Source organism: Bradyrhizobium sp. CSA112 (genome assembly GCF_029051645.1).
In the GTDB taxonomy this organism is placed as follows: Bacteria; Pseudomonadota; Alphaproteobacteria; order Rhizobiales; family Xanthobacteraceae; genus Bradyrhizobium.
On record NZ_JAACFS010000020.1, the window covers coordinates 90917 to 107327 of the forward strand.

Annotated in this window: 15 protein-coding genes and 1 pseudogene; 8 read left to right on the forward strand and 8 right to left on the reverse strand. The window is 63.1% G+C overall.

Features of this window, described 5'->3' with window-relative positions; all coding sequences use genetic code 11:
- The first annotated feature begins 152 nt into the window (after nt 1-152).
- Nucleotides 153-1079, forward strand: coding sequence for a septal ring lytic transglycosylase RlpA family protein (locus GWE18_RS27120; protein ID WP_275188742.1), 927 nt, complete (start codon nt 153-155; stop codon nt 1077-1079).
- Nucleotides 1080-1146: 67 nt separating this feature from the next.
- Here GWE18_RS27120 and GWE18_RS27125 read toward each other — a convergent pair whose 3' ends face one another.
- Nucleotides 1147-2091 (reverse strand): alpha/beta hydrolase, encoded by a 945-nt coding sequence (locus GWE18_RS27125; protein ID WP_275188743.1) that lies wholly within the window; start codon nt 2089-2091, stop codon nt 1147-1149.
- 166 nt (nt 2092-2257) lie between these two features.
- On the opposite strand from GWE18_RS27125, the gene GWE18_RS27130 reads away from it, so the two are divergent.
- The 3 genes from GWE18_RS27130 to GWE18_RS27140 are packed head-to-tail and all read left to right on the forward strand — an operon-like array spanning nt 2258 to nt 5246.
- The gene (locus GWE18_RS27130; RefSeq protein ID WP_275188744.1) at nt 2258-3520 is read left to right on the forward strand and encodes a D-alanyl-D-alanine carboxypeptidase family protein; all 1263 of its coding nucleotides are present in this window, start codon (nt 2258-2260) and stop codon (nt 3518-3520) included.
- Nucleotides 3521-3522: 2 nt separating this feature from the next.
- Nucleotides 3523-4209 (forward strand): dTMP kinase, encoded by a 687-nt coding sequence (tmk, locus tag GWE18_RS27135; RefSeq protein ID WP_275188745.1) that lies wholly within the window; start codon nt 3523-3525, stop codon nt 4207-4209.
- Nucleotides 4206-5246, forward strand: a complete 1041-nt coding sequence (locus GWE18_RS27140; RefSeq protein ID WP_275188746.1) for a DNA polymerase III subunit delta' — start codon at nt 4206-4208, stop codon at nt 5244-5246. Before tmk ends, GWE18_RS27140 begins: the two co-directional genes overlap by 4 nt.
- Before the next feature lie 27 nt (nt 5247-5273).
- Here GWE18_RS27140 and GWE18_RS27145 read toward each other — a convergent pair whose 3' ends face one another.
- Nucleotides 5274-5696, reverse strand: a complete 423-nt coding sequence (locus GWE18_RS27145) for a hypothetical protein (protein ID WP_275188747.1) — start codon at nt 5694-5696, stop codon at nt 5274-5276.
- On the opposite strand from GWE18_RS27145, the gene metG reads away from it, so the two are divergent.
- The 3 genes from metG to GWE18_RS27160 are packed head-to-tail and all read left to right on the forward strand — an operon-like array spanning nt 5680 to nt 8839.
- Entirely contained in the window at nt 5680-7233 is a 1554-nt protein-coding gene (gene metG, locus GWE18_RS27150; protein ID WP_275188748.1) for a methionine--tRNA ligase, read from the forward strand. The genes GWE18_RS27145 and metG overlap by 17 nt on opposite strands.
- A 14-nt stretch (nt 7234-7247) precedes the next feature.
- Nucleotides 7248-8039, forward strand: coding sequence for a TatD family hydrolase (locus GWE18_RS27155; protein ID WP_275188776.1), 792 nt, complete (start codon nt 7248-7250; stop codon nt 8037-8039).
- A complete protein-coding gene (locus GWE18_RS27160; protein WP_275188749.1) occupies nt 8036-8839 on the forward strand; it encodes an MBL fold metallo-hydrolase in 804 nt (267 codons plus the stop codon). The genes GWE18_RS27155 and GWE18_RS27160 overlap by 4 nt, the downstream gene beginning before the upstream one ends.
- A 55-nt stretch (nt 8840-8894) precedes the next feature.
- Here GWE18_RS27160 and GWE18_RS27165 read toward each other — a convergent pair whose 3' ends face one another.
- From GWE18_RS27165 to GWE18_RS27175, 3 genes are all read right to left on the reverse strand, one after another.
- Nucleotides 8895-9929, reverse strand: coding sequence for a sigma-70 family RNA polymerase sigma factor (locus GWE18_RS27165; protein WP_275188750.1), 1035 nt, complete (start codon nt 9927-9929; stop codon nt 8895-8897).
- 44 nt (nt 9930-9973) lie between these two features.
- Complete coding sequence (locus GWE18_RS27170) at nt 9974-10723, reverse strand: SDR family oxidoreductase (protein WP_275188751.1); 750 nt, start codon at nt 10721-10723, stop codon at nt 9974-9976.
- 113 nt (nt 10724-10836) lie between these two features.
- Nucleotides 10837-11616 (reverse strand): SDR family oxidoreductase, encoded by a 780-nt coding sequence (locus tag GWE18_RS27175; protein ID WP_275188752.1) that lies wholly within the window; start codon nt 11614-11616, stop codon nt 10837-10839.
- 169 nt (nt 11617-11785) lie between these two features.
- Here GWE18_RS27175 and GWE18_RS27180 point away from each other — a divergent pair, with 169 nt between their 5' ends.
- Nucleotides 11786-12418: an antibiotic biosynthesis monooxygenase family protein gene (locus GWE18_RS27180; RefSeq protein WP_275188753.1), complete on the forward strand. Its 633-nt coding sequence runs from the start codon at nt 11786-11788 to the stop codon at nt 12416-12418.
- Nucleotides 12419-12597: 179 nt separating this feature from the next.
- Here the strand turns inward: GWE18_RS27180 and GWE18_RS27185 are convergent, their stop codons facing one another.
- From GWE18_RS27185 to GWE18_RS27195, 3 genes and pseudogenes are all read right to left on the reverse strand, one after another.
- Complete coding sequence (locus tag GWE18_RS27185; RefSeq protein WP_275188754.1) at nt 12598-14247, reverse strand: acyl-CoA synthetase; 1650 nt, start codon at nt 14245-14247, stop codon at nt 12598-12600.
- 28 nt (nt 14248-14275) lie between these two features.
- The gene (locus GWE18_RS27190; protein WP_275188755.1) at nt 14276-16174 is read right to left on the reverse strand and encodes a TRAP transporter large permease subunit; all 1899 of its coding nucleotides are present in this window, start codon (nt 16172-16174) and stop codon (nt 14276-14278) included.
- Nucleotides 16175-16190: 16 nt separating this feature from the next.
- Nucleotides 16191-16397, reverse strand: a pseudogene (locus GWE18_RS27195) (TRAP transporter substrate-binding protein); the annotation flags it as partial.
- Nucleotides 16398-16411 lie beyond the last annotated feature (14 nt).

Here is a 16411-nt window from a genome sequence, read left to right on the forward strand (position 1 = left end):
CCATTCATTCACCACGCGGGACCACACCCCATTTCCGCCGTGTTCCGGTTGCGATATCGTCACTGGGTGATGCGGAGGTGGGCCGCATCGTGGGGGTTAGGCCGCAACGCTTCAACATAGGCAGTCGGCCGCTGAAAATGGTATTTGGGGTGATGGGGATTCGACGGGCGAGAACGATCATCCTGGCGGTTCGCGGTACCGTTGCCGTGGCAACGTGCCTTGTCCTTGCCAACTGCGCCTCGTCGGACAAATTCGCCCAGCGCATCGATCCCAAATATGGCGTGTCCTCCAGTCCCCGCGTGGTGGCTTTCGGGGAGCCTGTGCCGAAGGGCGGGGGAACCTACCGCATCGGCAAGCCCTACACCGTCGCAGGGCGGGTCTACGTGCCGGAAGAGGATCCGAACTATCGCGCCGAGGGAATGGCTTCCTGGTATGGCGACGACTTCCATGGCCGGCTGACCGCTAATGGCGAAGTCTTCGACATGACCTCGCTGACGGCCGCCCATCCGACGCTGCCGATTCCGAGCTACGCCCGCGTGACCAATACCCGGAACGGCAAGTCGCTGATCGTCCGGGTCAACGACCGTGGCCCTTATCACGGCAACCGCCTTATCGACGTCTCGAACAAAGCGGCGGAACTGCTTGATTTCAAAGCAAATGGTGTTGCCAAGGTCCGCGTTGAGTATGTCGGCCGGGCGCCGCTTGAGGGTTCCGACGACCGCCAATTGCTGGCAACGCTCCGGACCGGTGAGCCTGCACCGTCCCCGGCCACGGTCCGGGTCGCTTCGGCCCGTCCGTTTGTTCCCGATATGATGCCGTCGTCCGCGGCTCGAATCCGGGGCGAGGTTCCAATGCCGGAGGGGCGGCCTTATAGCCTCGGCAATACCTCGGCAGACTATGCCTCGATCAACGCAACTTCGGAAATGTCGGCCTCTGGCCGCTCGCGCGGTCGCGCGGCGGAAAACCTCCGCGCCGTGTCCTATGAGAATGATGCCCGCTATGCGGCTCCGAGCCAGGCTTACCTGCCGGTCGATCCGCGGGGACCAAGCGAGGTCCTCAGCGGGCGCGGGCTGTACTAGCTTTCCTGACGCGAACCGGTCGTCATCCACGGATCAAGTCCGAGGGCATACTTCGCTGGAAAACGCTCTATCTCTTCAGGAACGCGATCAGGGCGGCGTTGACCTCTTCGGGCCGCTCCTGCTGGATCCAGTGGCCGGCTCCATCCAGAATGAGCTTTTGCCGCAAGTTCGGTAGCACGCGCTCCATCTCCTTGACCTGCTTGGCGCCGATCAGCCCGGTAATGACGCCATCCTTCGAACCCGCGATGAACAGGGAGGGTTGGTGGATTTGCGCGCCCTGCCACGGCGCGGTCAGCTCCCAATTGCGGTCGATGTTGCGATACCAGTTAAGCCCGCCGCGAAAGCCGGCCTGCTGGTAGACGGCTGCGAAATAGGCGAGGTCGGCCTCGGTTAGCCAGCCCGGCAATGGCCGATTCGGATCGGCGCCAGCGAGAAATCCCTTGCCCTCCGGAACAAATTGGTGGGCCGTCGGATCAGAGAACCCGCGCCCGGCCAGCACGATCCGCATTGTCGCGGCGACATCGCGCTCAAACTCGGCCTCCGCCACTCCCGGAGTCTGAAAATACTGCCAGTAGAAATTGGTGACGCCGTTTTGCCGCAAGGTTTCGAGCGGAAGACCGCGTCCGCGGGAAGGCGGCGGAACGCTCAGGCCGGCAACTTTGGTGAAGACATCGGGGCGGAACATGGCTGCATGCCAGGCGACCGGCGCGCCCCAATCATGACCGACAATGACGGCCTGCTTTTCGCCAAGTGCCGCCACCAGTGCGACCATGTCGCCGACATTGTGGAAAAGGGTGTAGGCGCCGACGTCGGGTGGTGCGCTCGTCCGGCCGAACCCGCGCATGTCGGGGGCGACGACATGGAAGCCGGCTTCCGCGATCGCGGGGATCTGGTGCCTCCAGGAATAGGATAGTTCGGGCCAGCCATGGCAGAGCAGCACCAGCGGACCCTGGCCTTGCTCAAGCACGAACAGCTCCAATCCGTTGGCGGAAATAGTGCGTGAAGTTGGCATCGCGTTTCCGCCCTGTTTTTCGTATCTTGTCGGGAAGTTGCAGCATCGGCACGATACGTTCCTTCGTCCGGTGCCGCAATCCGACCGACACGGCGGCAAGTCCAAAAAACCTGTGTTGTTTGCGATACTTCCAACTGTTAAAACGCAGGGATTCAGGACATCGCCGATGGCAGCAGAGACTTCCGTTTCCCGCAAATTCGACGCCGCGGCCGTCATCCCATGGCGCGGCCTGATGGCGGCCGTCCTCGCGCTTGCGGTCGGTTGGGGCGGGATTGTGCACGCCGCCAACAACAGCGTGCAAGGCGCGCCTAAGAAGGAGGAGGGCGGATTCGACGGTGACGCGCCGACCGCGATCCTCGTCGAGGCCTCCAGCGGCAGCGTCCTGTTCGAAAAGAACGCCGACGAATTGCGGGCGCCGTCCAGCATGCTGAAGCTGATGACCGTCGAGGTAGCCTTCAACGCCATCAAGGAAGGCAAGATAAAGCCGACGGACGAATACCGGATCAGCGAGAACGCCTGGCGCAAGGGCGGCGCGCCGGCCGGCGGCTCGACCATGTTTGCCATTCTCAACAGCAAGGTATCGGTGGACGACCTGTTGAAGGGCGCGATCATCCAGAGCGGCAATGATTCCTGCATTGCGCTCGCCGAAGGCATGGCCGGCAACGAGCGGATCTTCGCCGCCGACTTCTTGACCAAGCGCGCCCGCGAGCTTGGCATGACCAAGTCGACATTCGGCAATTCCAGCGGACTGCCCGATCCCGCCAACAAGATGACGGTGCGGGAACTGGCAAAACTCGCCCGCCACCTGATCCTGACCTATCCCGACATGTACAAATTGTTCGGTGAGAGGGAGTTCACCTGGAACAAGATCCGGCAGCAGAACCGCAATCCGCTGTTGAACACGGTCAATGGCGCCGACGGGCTGAAGACCGGCTACACCAAGGAGGGCGGTTACGGCATGGTCGGGTCCGCCGTGCAGAACGACACCCGGCTGATTGTCGTGATCAACGGGCTCGAGGATGCCGACGATCGGGCCTCCGAGGCCAAGAAAATGCTGGAATGGGGTTTTCGCAATTTCGAGACGCGCACGCTGTTCGCGGCCAATCAACAGGTCGGCTATGCCAAGGTGTTCGGCGGCGAAAGCCGCTCGGTGAAACTTGCAAGCCCCCAGCCGATCAAGGTGATGGTGCCGAAGAACGGCAATGAGAAACTGATCGCGCGCATCGTTTACAAGGGCCCGGTCCAGGCGCCAATCCAATCCGGCCAGCCTGTCGGCGTCGTCAAGGTGTGGCGCGGCGCCAATATCGCCGTGGAGGCGCCGGTCTTTGCCGCGGAATCGATCGGCACCGGCTCGACCATGCGTCGCGCGATCGACGGGGTCAGCGAGCTCGTCATCGGCATGTTCCGCGCGAGCGCAGAGAAGCTCTGAGCATGACCCAGGCAACGCTGCAGCGGCCTTCCGGACGCGGGAAGTTCATCACGTTTGAGGGGGGCGAGGGCTCCGGAAAGTCCACGCAGATCAAGAAGCTCGCCGAGCGTCTTGCGGCGGCAAAGCTGCGCGCCATCGTCACCCGCGAGCCCGGCGGCTCGCCGGGCGCCGAGATCATGCGGCATCTCGTGCTGTCGGGAATGGGCAAGCTGCTCGGACCGGAAGCGGAGACATTGCTGTTCGCGGCCGCCCGCGACGATCACGTTCGTACGGTGATCCAGCCCGCGCTCAGCCAGGGAACGTGGGTGCTATGCGACCGCTTCTCGGATTCGACCCGCGCCTACCAGGGCAGTCTGGGGCAGGTCTCTCCCATCGTGCTCAACGCCATGCAGCGCGTCACCATCGGCGATCTCAAGCCGGACCTGACCATCATTCTGGACATCCCCGTGGAAGTCGGCCTGCAGCGCGCCGCGGCTCGCCGCGGCAGCAGCGCGCCGGATCGTTTCGAGGCCGAAGATCTGAAATTTCATCAGGACCTGCGCGATGCCTATCGGCAGATTGCCACTGAGGATCCGCAGCGCTGCGTGCTGATCGACGCCAATGCCGACGCCGATACGGTCGCTGCGCGCGTCTGGACTGCGCTGCGTGATCACCTGTTCACGATCCCGAGCACGATGGGTACGGCATGAGCGCACGCAAGACCGAGCAGGAGGTCGCGGTCAGGCATCCCCGCGAAACGGCCGATCTGTTCGGCCATCGCGAGGCCGAGACGGCGTTGCTGAATGCCTATCGCAGTGGGCGCATTCCGCATGCCTGGCTGATCGGTGGCTCACAGGGCATCGGCAAGGCGACGTTGGCCTATCGCATGGCCCGCTTCGTGCTCGCGAACCCCAAGCCCACGGCGCCTTCGGTGCAGCGCGCCGAGACGCTTGTGATCGATCCGGACGATCCCGTCGCGCGCCAGATCACCGCCGGCGCGCATGGCGGGCTGCTGGTGCTGGAGCGCGGCCTCAACGATCGTGGCGTGATGCGGACCGTGATTACTGTCGACGAGACGCGAGAGACGATTTCGTTCTTCGGCTCGACCGCGGCGGTGGACGGCTGGCGGGTCTGCATCGTCGACACCGTCGACGAGCTCAATCCGAACGCCGCCAATGCGCTGCTCAAGATCCTCGAGGAGCCACCGCAACGATCGCTGTTCCTGCTCGTCAGCCATTCGCCGGCGCGGGCCTTGCCGACGATCTTGTCCCGCTGCCGCAAACTGCCGCTGCGGCCGCTGGCAACCGGCGACGTGATCCGCGCAGCGGCGCGGGCCGCTGACATCGCATCCGATGATCCGGCTCTGTCGGAGGCTGCCGATGCCGCGGAGGGGAGTGTGTCTCGCGCGCTGACGCTGCTCGGCGGCGACGCGCTGAAGCTGCAGCAGCGGACTGCGGCGCTGCTGGCGACGCTGCCGCAGGTCGATCCGCGCGAGTTGCATGCGCTGGGCGATGCGCTGGGCACCAGCGACCGCGTGGCGCTAGCTGCTTTCATCGACGGCATCGATCGCTGGATCGGCGAAAAGCTGCGCGCTGGCGACGCCAACGCAAATCTGCCCCGCCTTGCACGGCTGGCGGAGGTATGGGAAAAGATTATCCGCGCCGCGCGCGACACCGAATCGTACAATCTGGAGCGAAAACCGCTGGTTTTCTCGGTGTTCGGGATGCTCGCGGAAGCAACCCGATAACGCTCCGTCCAATAGTAATCCCGACAATCATTGAGTTGAGAAGGAATTCGTGGTGGCGAAGGCTGGAAAGAAAGCTTCGAAAAAGCGCAAGGCGAAGAAGGCTCGCAAGGCGCCGCCCACGCGCGCCAGCAAGAAGGCAGCGAAGAAGCGTGCGGCCAAGAAGAGTGCGACCAAGAGCAAGCGCGTCGTGAAGAAGGCCGGTAAGACTTCTAAGAAGGCTGCAAAGAAGGCCTCGAAGAAAGCTGCGAGGAAATCGACCAAAAAGGTTGCGAAGAAAACCGTCAAGAAATCAGCGAAGAAATCCGCAACGAAGACGCCGATGAAGAAGCGCGCGGTACCGCCGCAAGAAACGAGTTCTGCGGTGCAGATCGCCTCCGTGGCAGAAAGTCCGAAGCCCGCCGCGCCACGCGCGAAGCCGGCTGCCCGACCAGCGGTGGCTGCCGAGCGCAACACCTATTTCATCACTACCGCGATCGCTTATCCGAACGGCATTCCGCATATCGGCCACGCCTATGAGGCGATCGCGACCGACGCACTGGCGCGGTTTCAGCGGCTGAACGGCAAGGACGTATTCTTCCTGACCGGCACTGACGAGCACGGCCTGAAGATGGTGCAGACCGCCGAGAGCGAAGGCATGGGCGTCGCGGAGCTCGCTGCGCGCAATGCCGGCCGATTCAAGGAGATGGACGAGCGGCTCAACGTGTCGTTCGACCGCTTCATCCGCACCACGGAGCCTGACCATCATCGTTCGGTCCAGGCGGTCTGGAATCGAATGCAGCAGAACGGCGACATCTATATCGACGTCTATGCCGGCTGGTATTCGGTGCGCGACGAAGCCTATTACGCCGAGGAGGAAACTGTCCTCGGCGAGGACAATGTGCGCCGCGGCCCGCAGGGCTCGCCGGTCGAGTGGGTCGAGGAGAAGAGCTACTTCTTCAAGCTGTCGGCCTATCAGGACCGCCTGCTCGCGCTTTACGAGAACCAGCCTGATTTCATCGGGCCGGATTCGCGCCGCAACGAAGTCATTAGCTTCGTGAAGGGCGGCCTGAAGGATCTGTCGATCTCGCGCACGACGTTCGACTGGGGCGTCAAGGTGCCGAACGATCCTGAACATGTAATGTATGTCTGGGTCGATGCGCTGACCAACTACATCACCGGGATCGGCTTTCCCGACGAGAGCGATCCGAACTGGCGCTACTGGCCGGCGGACGTACACGTCATCGGCAAGGACATCATCCGCTTCCACGCGGTGTATTGGCCGGCATTCCTGATGTCGGCGGGTATCCCCGTGCAGAAGCGGGTCTACGCGCACGGCTTCCTGTTCAGCAGGGGCGAGAAGATGTCGAAGTCGGTCGGCAATGTCGTCGACCCCTTCAACCTGGCCGACCTGTATGGCGTCGACCAGATGCGCTATTTTTTCCTGCGCGAAGTGCCGTTCGGACAGGACGGCAGTTACAGCCATGAAGCCATCGTAGCGCGCATCAACGCCGATCTCGCCAACGATCTCGGCAATCTGGCGCAGCGCTCGTTGTCGATGATCGCAAAACAACTCGGCGGCGTGCTGCCGGAGCCCGGCGAGTTCACCGACAATGACAGGGCGATCCTGGCACAGGCGGATGGCATGCTGGAGGCCTCGCGTACCGCGATGGCGACGCAGCAGATCCATCAATGGCTCAATGCAGTGTGGGCCGTGGTGGCGGAAGCTAACCGCTATTTCGCGGGCGAGGCGCCGTGGGCGCTGGCCAAGACCGACCCGGCGCGCCAGAAAACCGTGCTGTACGTGACGGCGGAAGTGGTGCGGCAGGTCGCCATCCTGACCCAGCCGGCGATGCCGGACGCCTCGAGCAAGCTGCTGGATAGTCTCGGTATCCCCGATGACAAGGAGGCGCGCGACTTCGCGGCGCTTGCCACGCGGATCAAGGCGGGCACGACGTTGCCGCCGCCGGTCGGCGTTTTTCCGCGCTACGTCGAACCAAAGGTGGATTGAGCCGTTTGCAAGCCATGCTCGTCGACAGCCACTGCCATCTCGACTTTCCGGATTTTGCCGAAGATCTCGACGCCATCGTCGCGCGCGCCGAGACGGCGGGGATCGGCCGTATCGTCACCATCTCGACCCGGGTCAAGCGGCTCGGCGGGCTGCTCGCCATCGCCGAACGGTTTTCCAATGTCTATTGCTCGGTCGGCACCCATCCGCATCAGGCCGATGAGGAAGACGGCATTCCCGCGAGCGAGTTGATCGAGCTGACGAAGCATCCGAAGGTCGTGGCGCTGGGAGAGGCGGGGCTGGATTATTTCTATCAGCACGGCTCCCGCGAAGCGCAGGAGCGCGGCTTTCGCGCGCATATCGCAGCCGCCCGCGCCACCGGCCTGCCGCTGGTGATCCATACCCGCGAAGCTGACGAGGACTGCGGCCGCATTCTCGAAGACGAGGTGGCTAAGGGACCGTTCCGCGCAGTGCTGCATTGCTACACCGGCGGGCGCGAACTGGCGATGAAGGCGATCAGTCTGGGCCTGTCGATCTCGTTCACGGGCATTTTGACGTTCAAGAAGTCGGAAGCCTTGCGCGAGCTCGCCGCCGAGCTCCCGGCCGACCGCATCATGGTCGAAACCGACTCGCCATATCTGGCGCCCGGCAAGTTTCGCGGCAAGCGCAACGAGCCGTCCTACGTGGTCGAAGTCGCCAAGGTGCTGGCGGAGACGCGCGGCGTCTCCCTGGAAGAGATTTCGCGGCAGACGACGGAGAATTTCTTTCGTCTATTCTCCAAGGTACCGGCGCCGAAGGCCGCCGCATGACAGTGACGCTGACGATCCTCGGCTGCGGTTCCTCGGCCGGCGTACCGCGCCCGGCACTCGGCTGGGGCGCCTGCGATCCCAACAATCCGAAGAACCGCCGCCGCCGCTGCTCGCTGCTGGTCGAGCGCAACGGCGCGCACGGCACCACGCGGATCGTGATCGATACCTCGCCCGACCTGCGCGAGCAGTTGATCGAGGCCAAGGTCGATCACATCGATGCGGTGTTCCTGACCCATGAGCACGCCGACCAGACCCACGGCATCGACGATCTGCGTTCGGTCGTGCTGCACCAGCGCCGGCGCATTCCAGTCTACTTCAACCAATCGACCGCGAAAGACATCATGGCGCGCTTCTCCTACTGCTTCGTCGCGCCTGAAGGCAGCGATTATCCGCCGATCCTGACGCGTCATTCGATTGAAGCGGGCGAGAGTCATGAGACCGAAGGCAAGGGCGGGCCGGTGAAGCTTTCCGCTTTCCTGGTTCACCACGGCAGGATTCCCGCGCTCGGCTTCCGCATCGGTAACGCCGCCTACACGCCCGACCTCCACGACATTCCCGAGGAGAGCTGGGCGGCGCTGGAAAACCTCGACCTCTGGATCGTCGACGGGCTGCGCTATGCCGGTCACCCCAGCCACTTCAGCGTCAACGACGCACTTTCATGGATCGAGCGCTTCAAGCCGAAGCGCGCCGTCATTACCAACATGCATTCCGACCTCGATTACGAGGTATTGCGCCAGAGCCTGCCGCCGGGCGTGATCCCGGCCTATGACGGTATGCGGCTGGAGCTCGATAGAAATTGAGCTGTCATAGGGTGGGCGAACCAACCCTATCGGCAGTAAAGTCGATTGGCGCACGCTACGAAGTCGCGATGTCCGGGAGCGTGAGTGGGAGTCCAAAGGACTGAAACAAACGCGTGCCAGCGGGTTCATAGAACAGCGTCAATCTGGAAATCATATCATGCTCGAGGACGAGCACCTGAACAGAGTGTGGGGTCCACGGCGCATCCGCGCTCTTGCGGGCATAGGCTGCGAAGGCGGGCTGTCCATTGGCCGCCGTCGGTATCAGACGATAGCCGTCATACGCCTTCCAGGCCCACGAAAAGAAGCTGCGGATCGCTTCGCGTCCCGCATACCATTGCGGCAGCGGCGGCATGGTGTAGGTCGCATCCGCCTTGAGGAGAGCGACAAAGCCATCGACATCGAGCGCTTCCCAGGCCCGCAAATAACGGCCGAGCAACTTTTGCTGCGCTTGATTTGGCCGAGGGGCGACCGGCGGTCGGCCTTCGGGATAGCGTTTGGCAAGCGTCTCACGCGCTCGCTGCAGAACGCTGTTGATCGAAGCGGTCGAACCGTCGAGTAATGCCGCCGCCTCCATGGCGGACCAGCCGAGCACGTCGCACAGCAACAGCACGGCGCGCTGGCGCGGCGGCAACTCCTGAATGGCAGCGACAAAGGCCAGCTGCACCGCTTCGCGAGACGCATAACGCGCCTCCGGATTCGGCGCGTCATCGACGATCCCTTCGAGGTTCGAATCCGGATAAGGTTCGAGCCACGCGACATCCATTGCCGGTGTGCCGTTCGGCATCCCTGCGGCAGCGGGTAGCCGCTGATCGGGCAGAAAGCGCTGCACGCTCTTGCGACTGGCGAGCGCATTAAGGCAGGCGTTGGTCGCGATCCGGTAGAGCCACGCGCGAAACGATCCGCGTGCCTCAAAACTGCTGAAGTTGCGCCAGGCGCGCAAGAAGGTCTCCTGCACGAGATCCTCGGCTTCGTGCACGGACCCAAGCATGCGGTAGCAATGCAATTTGAGTTCACGGCGGAACGGCTCGGCGAGCCGTTCAAACGCCTGATTTGGGGTTTGCTCTGGAGGTATTGGTTCCACCGCGGTCATGGCCATCGATATTGGGCGTCCGGCCGCTCTCTTCAACGGTTTTGTCATCCCTGCACGGCCTCGAGGCCCTGGCCGGAGACGATGAAAAGACCTCCATTGGAGGCATCTGGCTTCGTAACCAATTCAATGACCGCAGTCGCGACCTCAGATGAGGTTGGCGGTGAAGCCATGCTCTTGATGAAGTCGGCCGCGGATATGCCGAGATAGCGGGCATAGCCCGCGACTGCATGCTTGCCGAGTTCGGTGTCTGGGATGATGCGCGGCGCGACCGCCACAAATCGCAAGCCGAGCCCAAGACGATCGGATTCCTTCTGGCTGTAGTTCGCAATGAAGATCTGCGTGCGTTTGGCGCCGGCGTACCCTCCCGAATTTGGCGACCCTGCGAGCGCGGCGCCGCTTGCGATCAGGATGACCGAAGCGCCTCGGGGCAGCGGCCGCGACAGCGCAGCCTTGCAGAAGTGAAACGCGATTCTGACGTCGGTTTCCCAGTTCACGGCGAATTGTTGCCAGCTCTGCTCGTGTAGCGGCGCGGCCGGCGGAAACGCGCCCGCGCAGAGAACCAGGATGTCGGGTTCGAGAACGTCCAGCACCTTTGAAGGTGCTCCTTCGTCCGTGGCATCGAGCGAGAGAATGTCCGTGCCGGAGACCTCGTGAGCCAATCGCCGGAGCGAGGACTCCTGTCGGGCCACCGCCAGCACGTGCGCGCCATTGCGGGCGGCGGCTTCCACGATCCGCCGCCCTACGCCCCGGCTACCGCCGATCACGATCACGTTCTTGTCAGTCAATGGAAGCATTTTGTCCTCTCATGCCGGGCCGGTTACACATGCAGACCTCATGACCGACCCCACGGCTGACATTCATCGGTGCTCGGCGGCTTTTTTGCAGTCCGCGGCTGCTGCCAAAGTCGCTAGTCGTCGAGGCTCCCTATGCTCAGATTGACTATTGTTCCGGTCATCGCGCTTGCCTGATCGGAGGCCATGAAGGCCGCAACGTCAGCCGTCTCCTCGAGCGTCGTCAGCCGCCGCATGTGGGTCCGGTTCGCAATCATCTCCTGGAACTGTTCGCGCGAAACGCCCCATGCCTTGGCATGAAGTCCGAACACTTCCTTCATCGTGCCGGACTCCGGCATCCCCTGCGGCCGCAGGCCAACCACGCGAATACCCTGCGGCGCGAGCTCGGCAGACAGATCGCGCGTGAGCGCTTCCACAGCACTCATCGCCGGACCAACGCCTCCCATCAACGGGATGGCTGTCCGCGAGGGGATCGACGTAACGGTCATAATCACGCCCGATCGCTTGGCGACCATCCGCCGGGCGGCGAGGCGCGCGGTCAAAAAGTAGGACCTGGTGTAAGTCGCAATCGGCAGGGAGAATTGCTCGACCGCGAGCTCGGCCAGCGGCACACCCTGTAGCGTCGTGTTCGGGATGCCGATCGCGTTGAATGAGATATCGACGCGGCCGGCTTTTTCAATCACGGATTGCAGGTGCCTGTCGACGGCCTGTTCATCGAGCGCGTCCACCTCCGACGTTTCGGCTGACGCGATTTCCTTGGCGACCGCTTCGACGGGAACAACGTGGCGCCCGGTGAGAAAAAGCCTTGCGCCCTCGCGTGCAAAGGCGCGTGCGACAGCACCTCCAACAGCGCCTCCGGCGCCATAGATCACCGCAACCTTGTCTTTCAGCAACATTTTTGGTTCCTTGTTCTACGCCCCGACCTCGTGTGTAAGACCGGCGCAGCCACGGAAACTCATCGGTGCCTGGCGGATTTTTTGCCGATGCCGGATTTGTGACGCCGAAGACGTGAGAGTATTGGAGTGGGCATTGCAGCCAAGCAAAGGTTGGCGCGGAGGAACTGCGATGATTGGTCTGTTCTTTGAAGTCCAGACAAGGCCCGGACACCGCGATCAATATCTCGATCTCGCGGCCTCGCTGAAGCCCGACCTGGAGGCGATGGGTGGTTGCCTCTTCATCGACCGCTTCAGGAGTTTGACGCGAGAGAACCTGCTGCTGTCTTACCAGATCTGGCAGGACGAGGGAGCTTTAACGGCCTGGCGGGCTCACGCGCGCCATCACGATGTCCAAACCATCGGCCGCGAAAGAGTCTTTTCGGACTATCGCATCCGCGTCGCCCAGGTGATTCACGAAGCAAGGCGGGGCCAACCGATCTGGCAACCCGAGCGGCGCACGCCCTACAATGATCCCGCAAGGCGCGAGCCAACGTACGTTCTGGTCTCAGAATCGAATAATGCCACGCTACCGGCAGAAACCGCATGGCGCCGTGACGCTTTCACAAGCGTCTATCGTGGGGGGTATTTTGCACACCTGATCGATTTACCGGACGATCGAGCCGGCGTCGAATTCGGCACGCGCCTGTTTGCCGATCCGACAACCCAGTACTTTCGCATTTTCGAGGTCATGCGCGACTACGGAATGTACGAGCGGACCGAAGCGCCGCAATACTATCCGCCGGTCAAAGAGAGACAGTCGTAGCTATTGTGGGTTGGTCGTCATTGCCTGCAACAAACGCAAAGCGTTTGCGCAAGGGAGCGAAGCGACGAAGCAATCCATACTTTTCATTGCGCGAGCGGCACGATGGATTGCCTCGCGGAGCCTGTCATCGGGCGCGCATTCGCGCGACCCGTTGGCTCACAATGACGGCGGCGAGCGGACTAAGCCGAAATCGCCTTCGCCGAATCCACCTGGTTGCGCAGCATGAACTTCTGGATCTTGCCGGTGGAGGTCTTCGGGATGGTGCCGAACACCACCGCCTTTGGCGTCTTGAAGCCGGACATGTGGCTGCGGCAGAATGCGATGATCTCGGCTTCCGTCGCCTTCGCGCCTTCCTTCAACTCGACGAAGGCGCAGGGCACTTCGCCCCATTTTGAATCGGGCTTTGCGACCACGGCCGCGAACAGCACGGCCGGATGCTTGTAGAGGACGTCCTCGACCTCGACGGAGGAGATGTTCTCGCCGCCGGAGATGATGATGTCCTTGGAGCGGTCCTTGATGATGACGTAGCCGTGCTCGTCGAGCACGCCGAGATCGCCGGTGTGGAACCAGCCGCCGGCGAAGGCTTCTTGCGTGGCCTTCTCATTCTTCAGATAGCCCTTCATCACGATGTTGCCGCGGAACATCACCTCTCCGATGGTTTCCCCATCGCGGGGCACCTCCTGCATGGTCTTGGGATCAAGCACGGTGACGGCCTCTTCCAGCGGGTAGGGCACGCCCTGCCGGCGCTTGAGCTGCGCGCGCTGGTCGGCCGGCAATTCATCCCAGCCCGGCTGTTCGGCGCAGACGGAGGCGGGGCCATAGACCTCGGTCAGGCCGTAGACATGCGTCAACTTGATGCCGATGCTTTCGGCGCCTTCGAGGACAGCAACCGGCGGCGCAGCGCCTGCGATCAATCCGACGACAGGACGCGCGGCTTTGCCTTTCGGCGCGCCGGGCGCGTTGATCAGCGTGTTGTAGACGATCGGCGCGCCGCACATGTGGGTGACGCCGTGCTTCGGGATCAGCTCAAAGATCTTGGCCGGATCCACCTTGCGCAGGCAGACATTGGTGCCGGCAGAGGCCGCCACCGTCCACGGAAAGCACCAGCCGTTGCAGTGGAACATCGGCAGCGTCCACAGATAGACGGGATGCTGGCCGAGATTGCCGGCCAGAATATTGCTGACGGCATTGAGATACGCGCCGCGGTGATGGGTCACGACGCCCTTGGGGTTGCCCGTGGTACCCGAGGTATAGCTCAGCGCAATCGCGTCCCATTCATCGCCGGGAAGCCTTGCGACGAAGGCCGGATCACCCGCTGCGACCGTCGCTTCGTATTCAAGTTCACCGATCCGCTTGCCGCCTGAAAACGCCGCGTCTTCGACATCGACGACGAAGGGCTTTGGGCCATTCATCAGCGTCAGCGCTTCCGCAATAACGCCGGAGAATTCGGGATCGACGAGGATGATTTTCGCACCGCCATGGTCGAGCTGGAAGGCGATCGAGGGCGCATCGAGCCGGATGTTCAGTGCGTTCAGAACGGCACCGGCCATCGGCACGGCAAAATGCACCTCGTTCATGGCCGGAACATTCGGCAGCATCGCCGCCACCGTATCACCGACGCCAATGCCGCGGCCGGCGAGCCAGGACGCAAAGCGCCGGCACCGCGCATAGGTTTCGGCCCAGGTGAAGCTGCGGCCTTCATAGACCGTGCTGACATGATCGGGATAGACGGCGGCGCTGCGCGCGAGGAAGCTCAGGGGCGTCAGCGGCACGTAGTTCGCCGGCGTCTTGTCCAATCCGATGGAATACTGGTTCTGGGCTGCGCTCATCGGCTTTGTCCCATCTGAAAAATTTGACTTACAAGAACCCGATGGAAATCCACGGGAAGATCGCCACGATGATCAGACCGACCATCAGCGCCAGCAGGTAGCCCCAGATCGGCCGGATACCCTCGGCCGGATCGACGCGCCCGATGGCGCAAGCCGCATAATAGCCCACTCCGAAGGGCGGCGCGAATAGCCCGATACCCATCGCGAGAATAACGATCATCGCGTAATGGACCTCGTGCACGCCCACGGCACGGGCGATCGGAAACAGAAGCGGCCCGAACAGGACGATCGCCGGAATGCCCTCGAGCACGCTGCCCAGGATCACGAAGGCCACGATCGACACCGCGATGAACGTGGCCGAGCCACCGGGCAGGCCGGTCATGGCGGCCGCCAGCGTCCGCGAAAAGCCGGATTGCGTGAGGCCCCAGGCCATGCCGGTGGCGCAGCCGATGATCAGCAAGATCGCGCCCGACAGGCACGCGGTCTCGACCAACATTGGCATGATCCGCCGCCAGTCGAAATTGCGGTAGATCAAGAGGCCGTAAATCAGGTAGCCGACGATGAAGGCATAGACGATGCCGATGGTGGAAACCTCAGTGGCGGTCGCGATGCCCTCGACCACGGCGTAGCGGATCACGAACGGCAGCGCGATGGCGGGCAGGGCGATGGCGAACGCGCGGACGATCTCGCCGACGCTTGCGCGCGTGACGTGCCGCAGATCCTCGTTGCGGTAGCGCCACCACACCAGCACTGAGAGCGTGATCGCCAGCACCAGGCCCGGCAACAGGCCACCGGTGAACAGCGCCGCGATCGACACGCCGGTGACCGAGCCGATGGTGATCAGCACCAGGCTCGGCGGAATGGTCTCGGTCTGCGCGCCCGTGGCGGAGAGGAGGGCGACCAGATCGCCCGGCTTGGCGCCCCGCGCCTTCATCTCGGGAAACAGCACCGGCGCCACGGCGGCCATATCGGCCGCCTTCGACCCCGAGATACCCGATACCAGATACATCGCGCCGACCAGCACGTAATGCAGCCCGCCGCGGACATGGCCCAGCAGGCTCGCCAGGAACGCCACCATGGCGCGCGCCATGCCGGTCATTTCGATCAGCAGGCCCAGGAACACGAACAGCGGCACCGACAAGAGGATGAGGTGGCTCATGCCCTCGTCCATGCGGCCGACCAGCACCATCAGCGGTGTGCCCGTGGTCAGCGCCAGATAGCCGTAGGTCGCAAGCCCGAAGCCGAACGCGATCGGCACGCCGGCAAACACGCAGAAGCCAGCCACGCCGACAAAAAAGATAATCAGATTGAGATTGCCGAGCGGCTTGAGCGATCCCCTGAGCAGCCAGAATACGGCAATGACAAGCGCGACCGACAGAAGCGCGCCCAGCATGGTCCGTACATTGCCCGATCGGGCCAGCCGCAGGAAGGCAAACAGCGCCATCAGGGCGATGCCGACCGGCAGCGCCGCGGCACGCCAGATATTGGTGATCTGCAGCGCGGGCGTGGTGATGTAGCTTTCCTCGTAGGCGTATTCGTAAGCCGGCCAGGCGATCAGGATGAGAAACGCCAGCGCGGCTGCCGTCGCCACCAGATCGAGGTAGGCACGCATGGCGGGCTTCGCGTTGGCGACCACCGCCGTCATCCGCATATGCTCGGCGCGGCGGAATGCGACCGCAGCCCCGAGCATGGCGAGCCACAGGAACAGGATCGACGCCAGCTCGTCCGACCAGATCAGCGGCCTGTGCAGCGCATAGCGCGCCACCACGCCAGCGAACAGAATCACGATCTCGGCGACGACCAGAAGCGCCGCCGGGATTTCGACCAGCATTCCCAATGTGTGTTCGATCGACGCCAGCAGCGAACGGCGGCGAGGGGGCTGCCCCACCTCGCCGCCAACAGCTTCGGTCATTCCGGCATGAGCCATGACGGCGTTCAGATGCTTAGGACAGCTTGCCGACGGACTTTTCGAGCAGCTCCCAGGGTTGGTCGCCGTATTTACCTTTCCATTCCGCGTAGAAGCCGGCGGAACGCAGCTTGTCGCGGAACGGTGTTACGTTGGGCTGGTTGAAGGTAAGGCCCTTGCCGGCCAGTTCCTGCTGCAGCCCGGCGTTCAGCTTGGCCACGTCCTCGCGCTCCTTGACGGCCGCTACGGTCGTTCAGT

What these genes read in the sequence shown, in the direction of transcription:
- GWE18_RS27170 (WP_275188751.1), bottom strand. Translation starts at nt 10,723, where the DNA reads ATGCTTCCATTGACTGACAAGAACGTGATCGTGATCGGCGGTAGCCGG.
- GWE18_RS27175 (WP_275188752.1), bottom strand. Translation starts at nt 11,616, where the DNA reads ATGTTGCTGAAAGACAAGGTTGCGGTGATCTATGGCGCCGGAGGCGCT.
- GWE18_RS27185 (WP_275188754.1), bottom strand. Translation starts at nt 14,247, where the DNA reads ATGAGCGCAGCCCAGAACCAGTATTCCATCGGATTGGACAAGACGCCG.
- GWE18_RS27190 (WP_275188755.1), bottom strand. Translation starts at nt 16,174, where the DNA reads ATGGCTCATGCCGGAATGACCGAAGCTGTTGGCGGCGAGGTGGGGCAG.
- GWE18_RS27140 (WP_275188746.1), top strand. Translation starts at nt 4,206, where the DNA reads ATGAGCGCACGCAAGACCGAGCAGGAGGTCGCGGTCAGGCATCCCCGC.
- GWE18_RS27160 (WP_275188749.1), top strand. Translation starts at nt 8,036, where the DNA reads ATGACAGTGACGCTGACGATCCTCGGCTGCGGTTCCTCGGCCGGCGTA.
- GWE18_RS27165 (WP_275188750.1), bottom strand. Translation starts at nt 9,929, where the DNA reads ATGACCGCGGTGGAACCAATACCTCCAGAGCAAACCCCAAATCAGGCG.
- GWE18_RS27125 (WP_275188743.1), bottom strand. Translation starts at nt 2,091, where the DNA reads ATGCCAACTTCACGCACTATTTCCGCCAACGGATTGGAGCTGTTCGTG.
- GWE18_RS27130 (WP_275188744.1), top strand. Translation starts at nt 2,258, where the DNA reads ATGGCAGCAGAGACTTCCGTTTCCCGCAAATTCGACGCCGCGGCCGTC.
- GWE18_RS27180 (WP_275188753.1), top strand. Translation starts at nt 11,786, where the DNA reads ATGATTGGTCTGTTCTTTGAAGTCCAGACAAGGCCCGGACACCGCGAT.
- GWE18_RS27120 (WP_275188742.1), top strand. Translation starts at nt 153, where the DNA reads ATGGGGATTCGACGGGCGAGAACGATCATCCTGGCGGTTCGCGGTACC.
- tmk (WP_275188745.1), top strand. Translation starts at nt 3,523, where the DNA reads ATGACCCAGGCAACGCTGCAGCGGCCTTCCGGACGCGGGAAGTTCATC.
- GWE18_RS27155 (WP_275188776.1), top strand. Translation starts at nt 7,248, where the DNA reads ATGCTCGTCGACAGCCACTGCCATCTCGACTTTCCGGATTTTGCCGAA.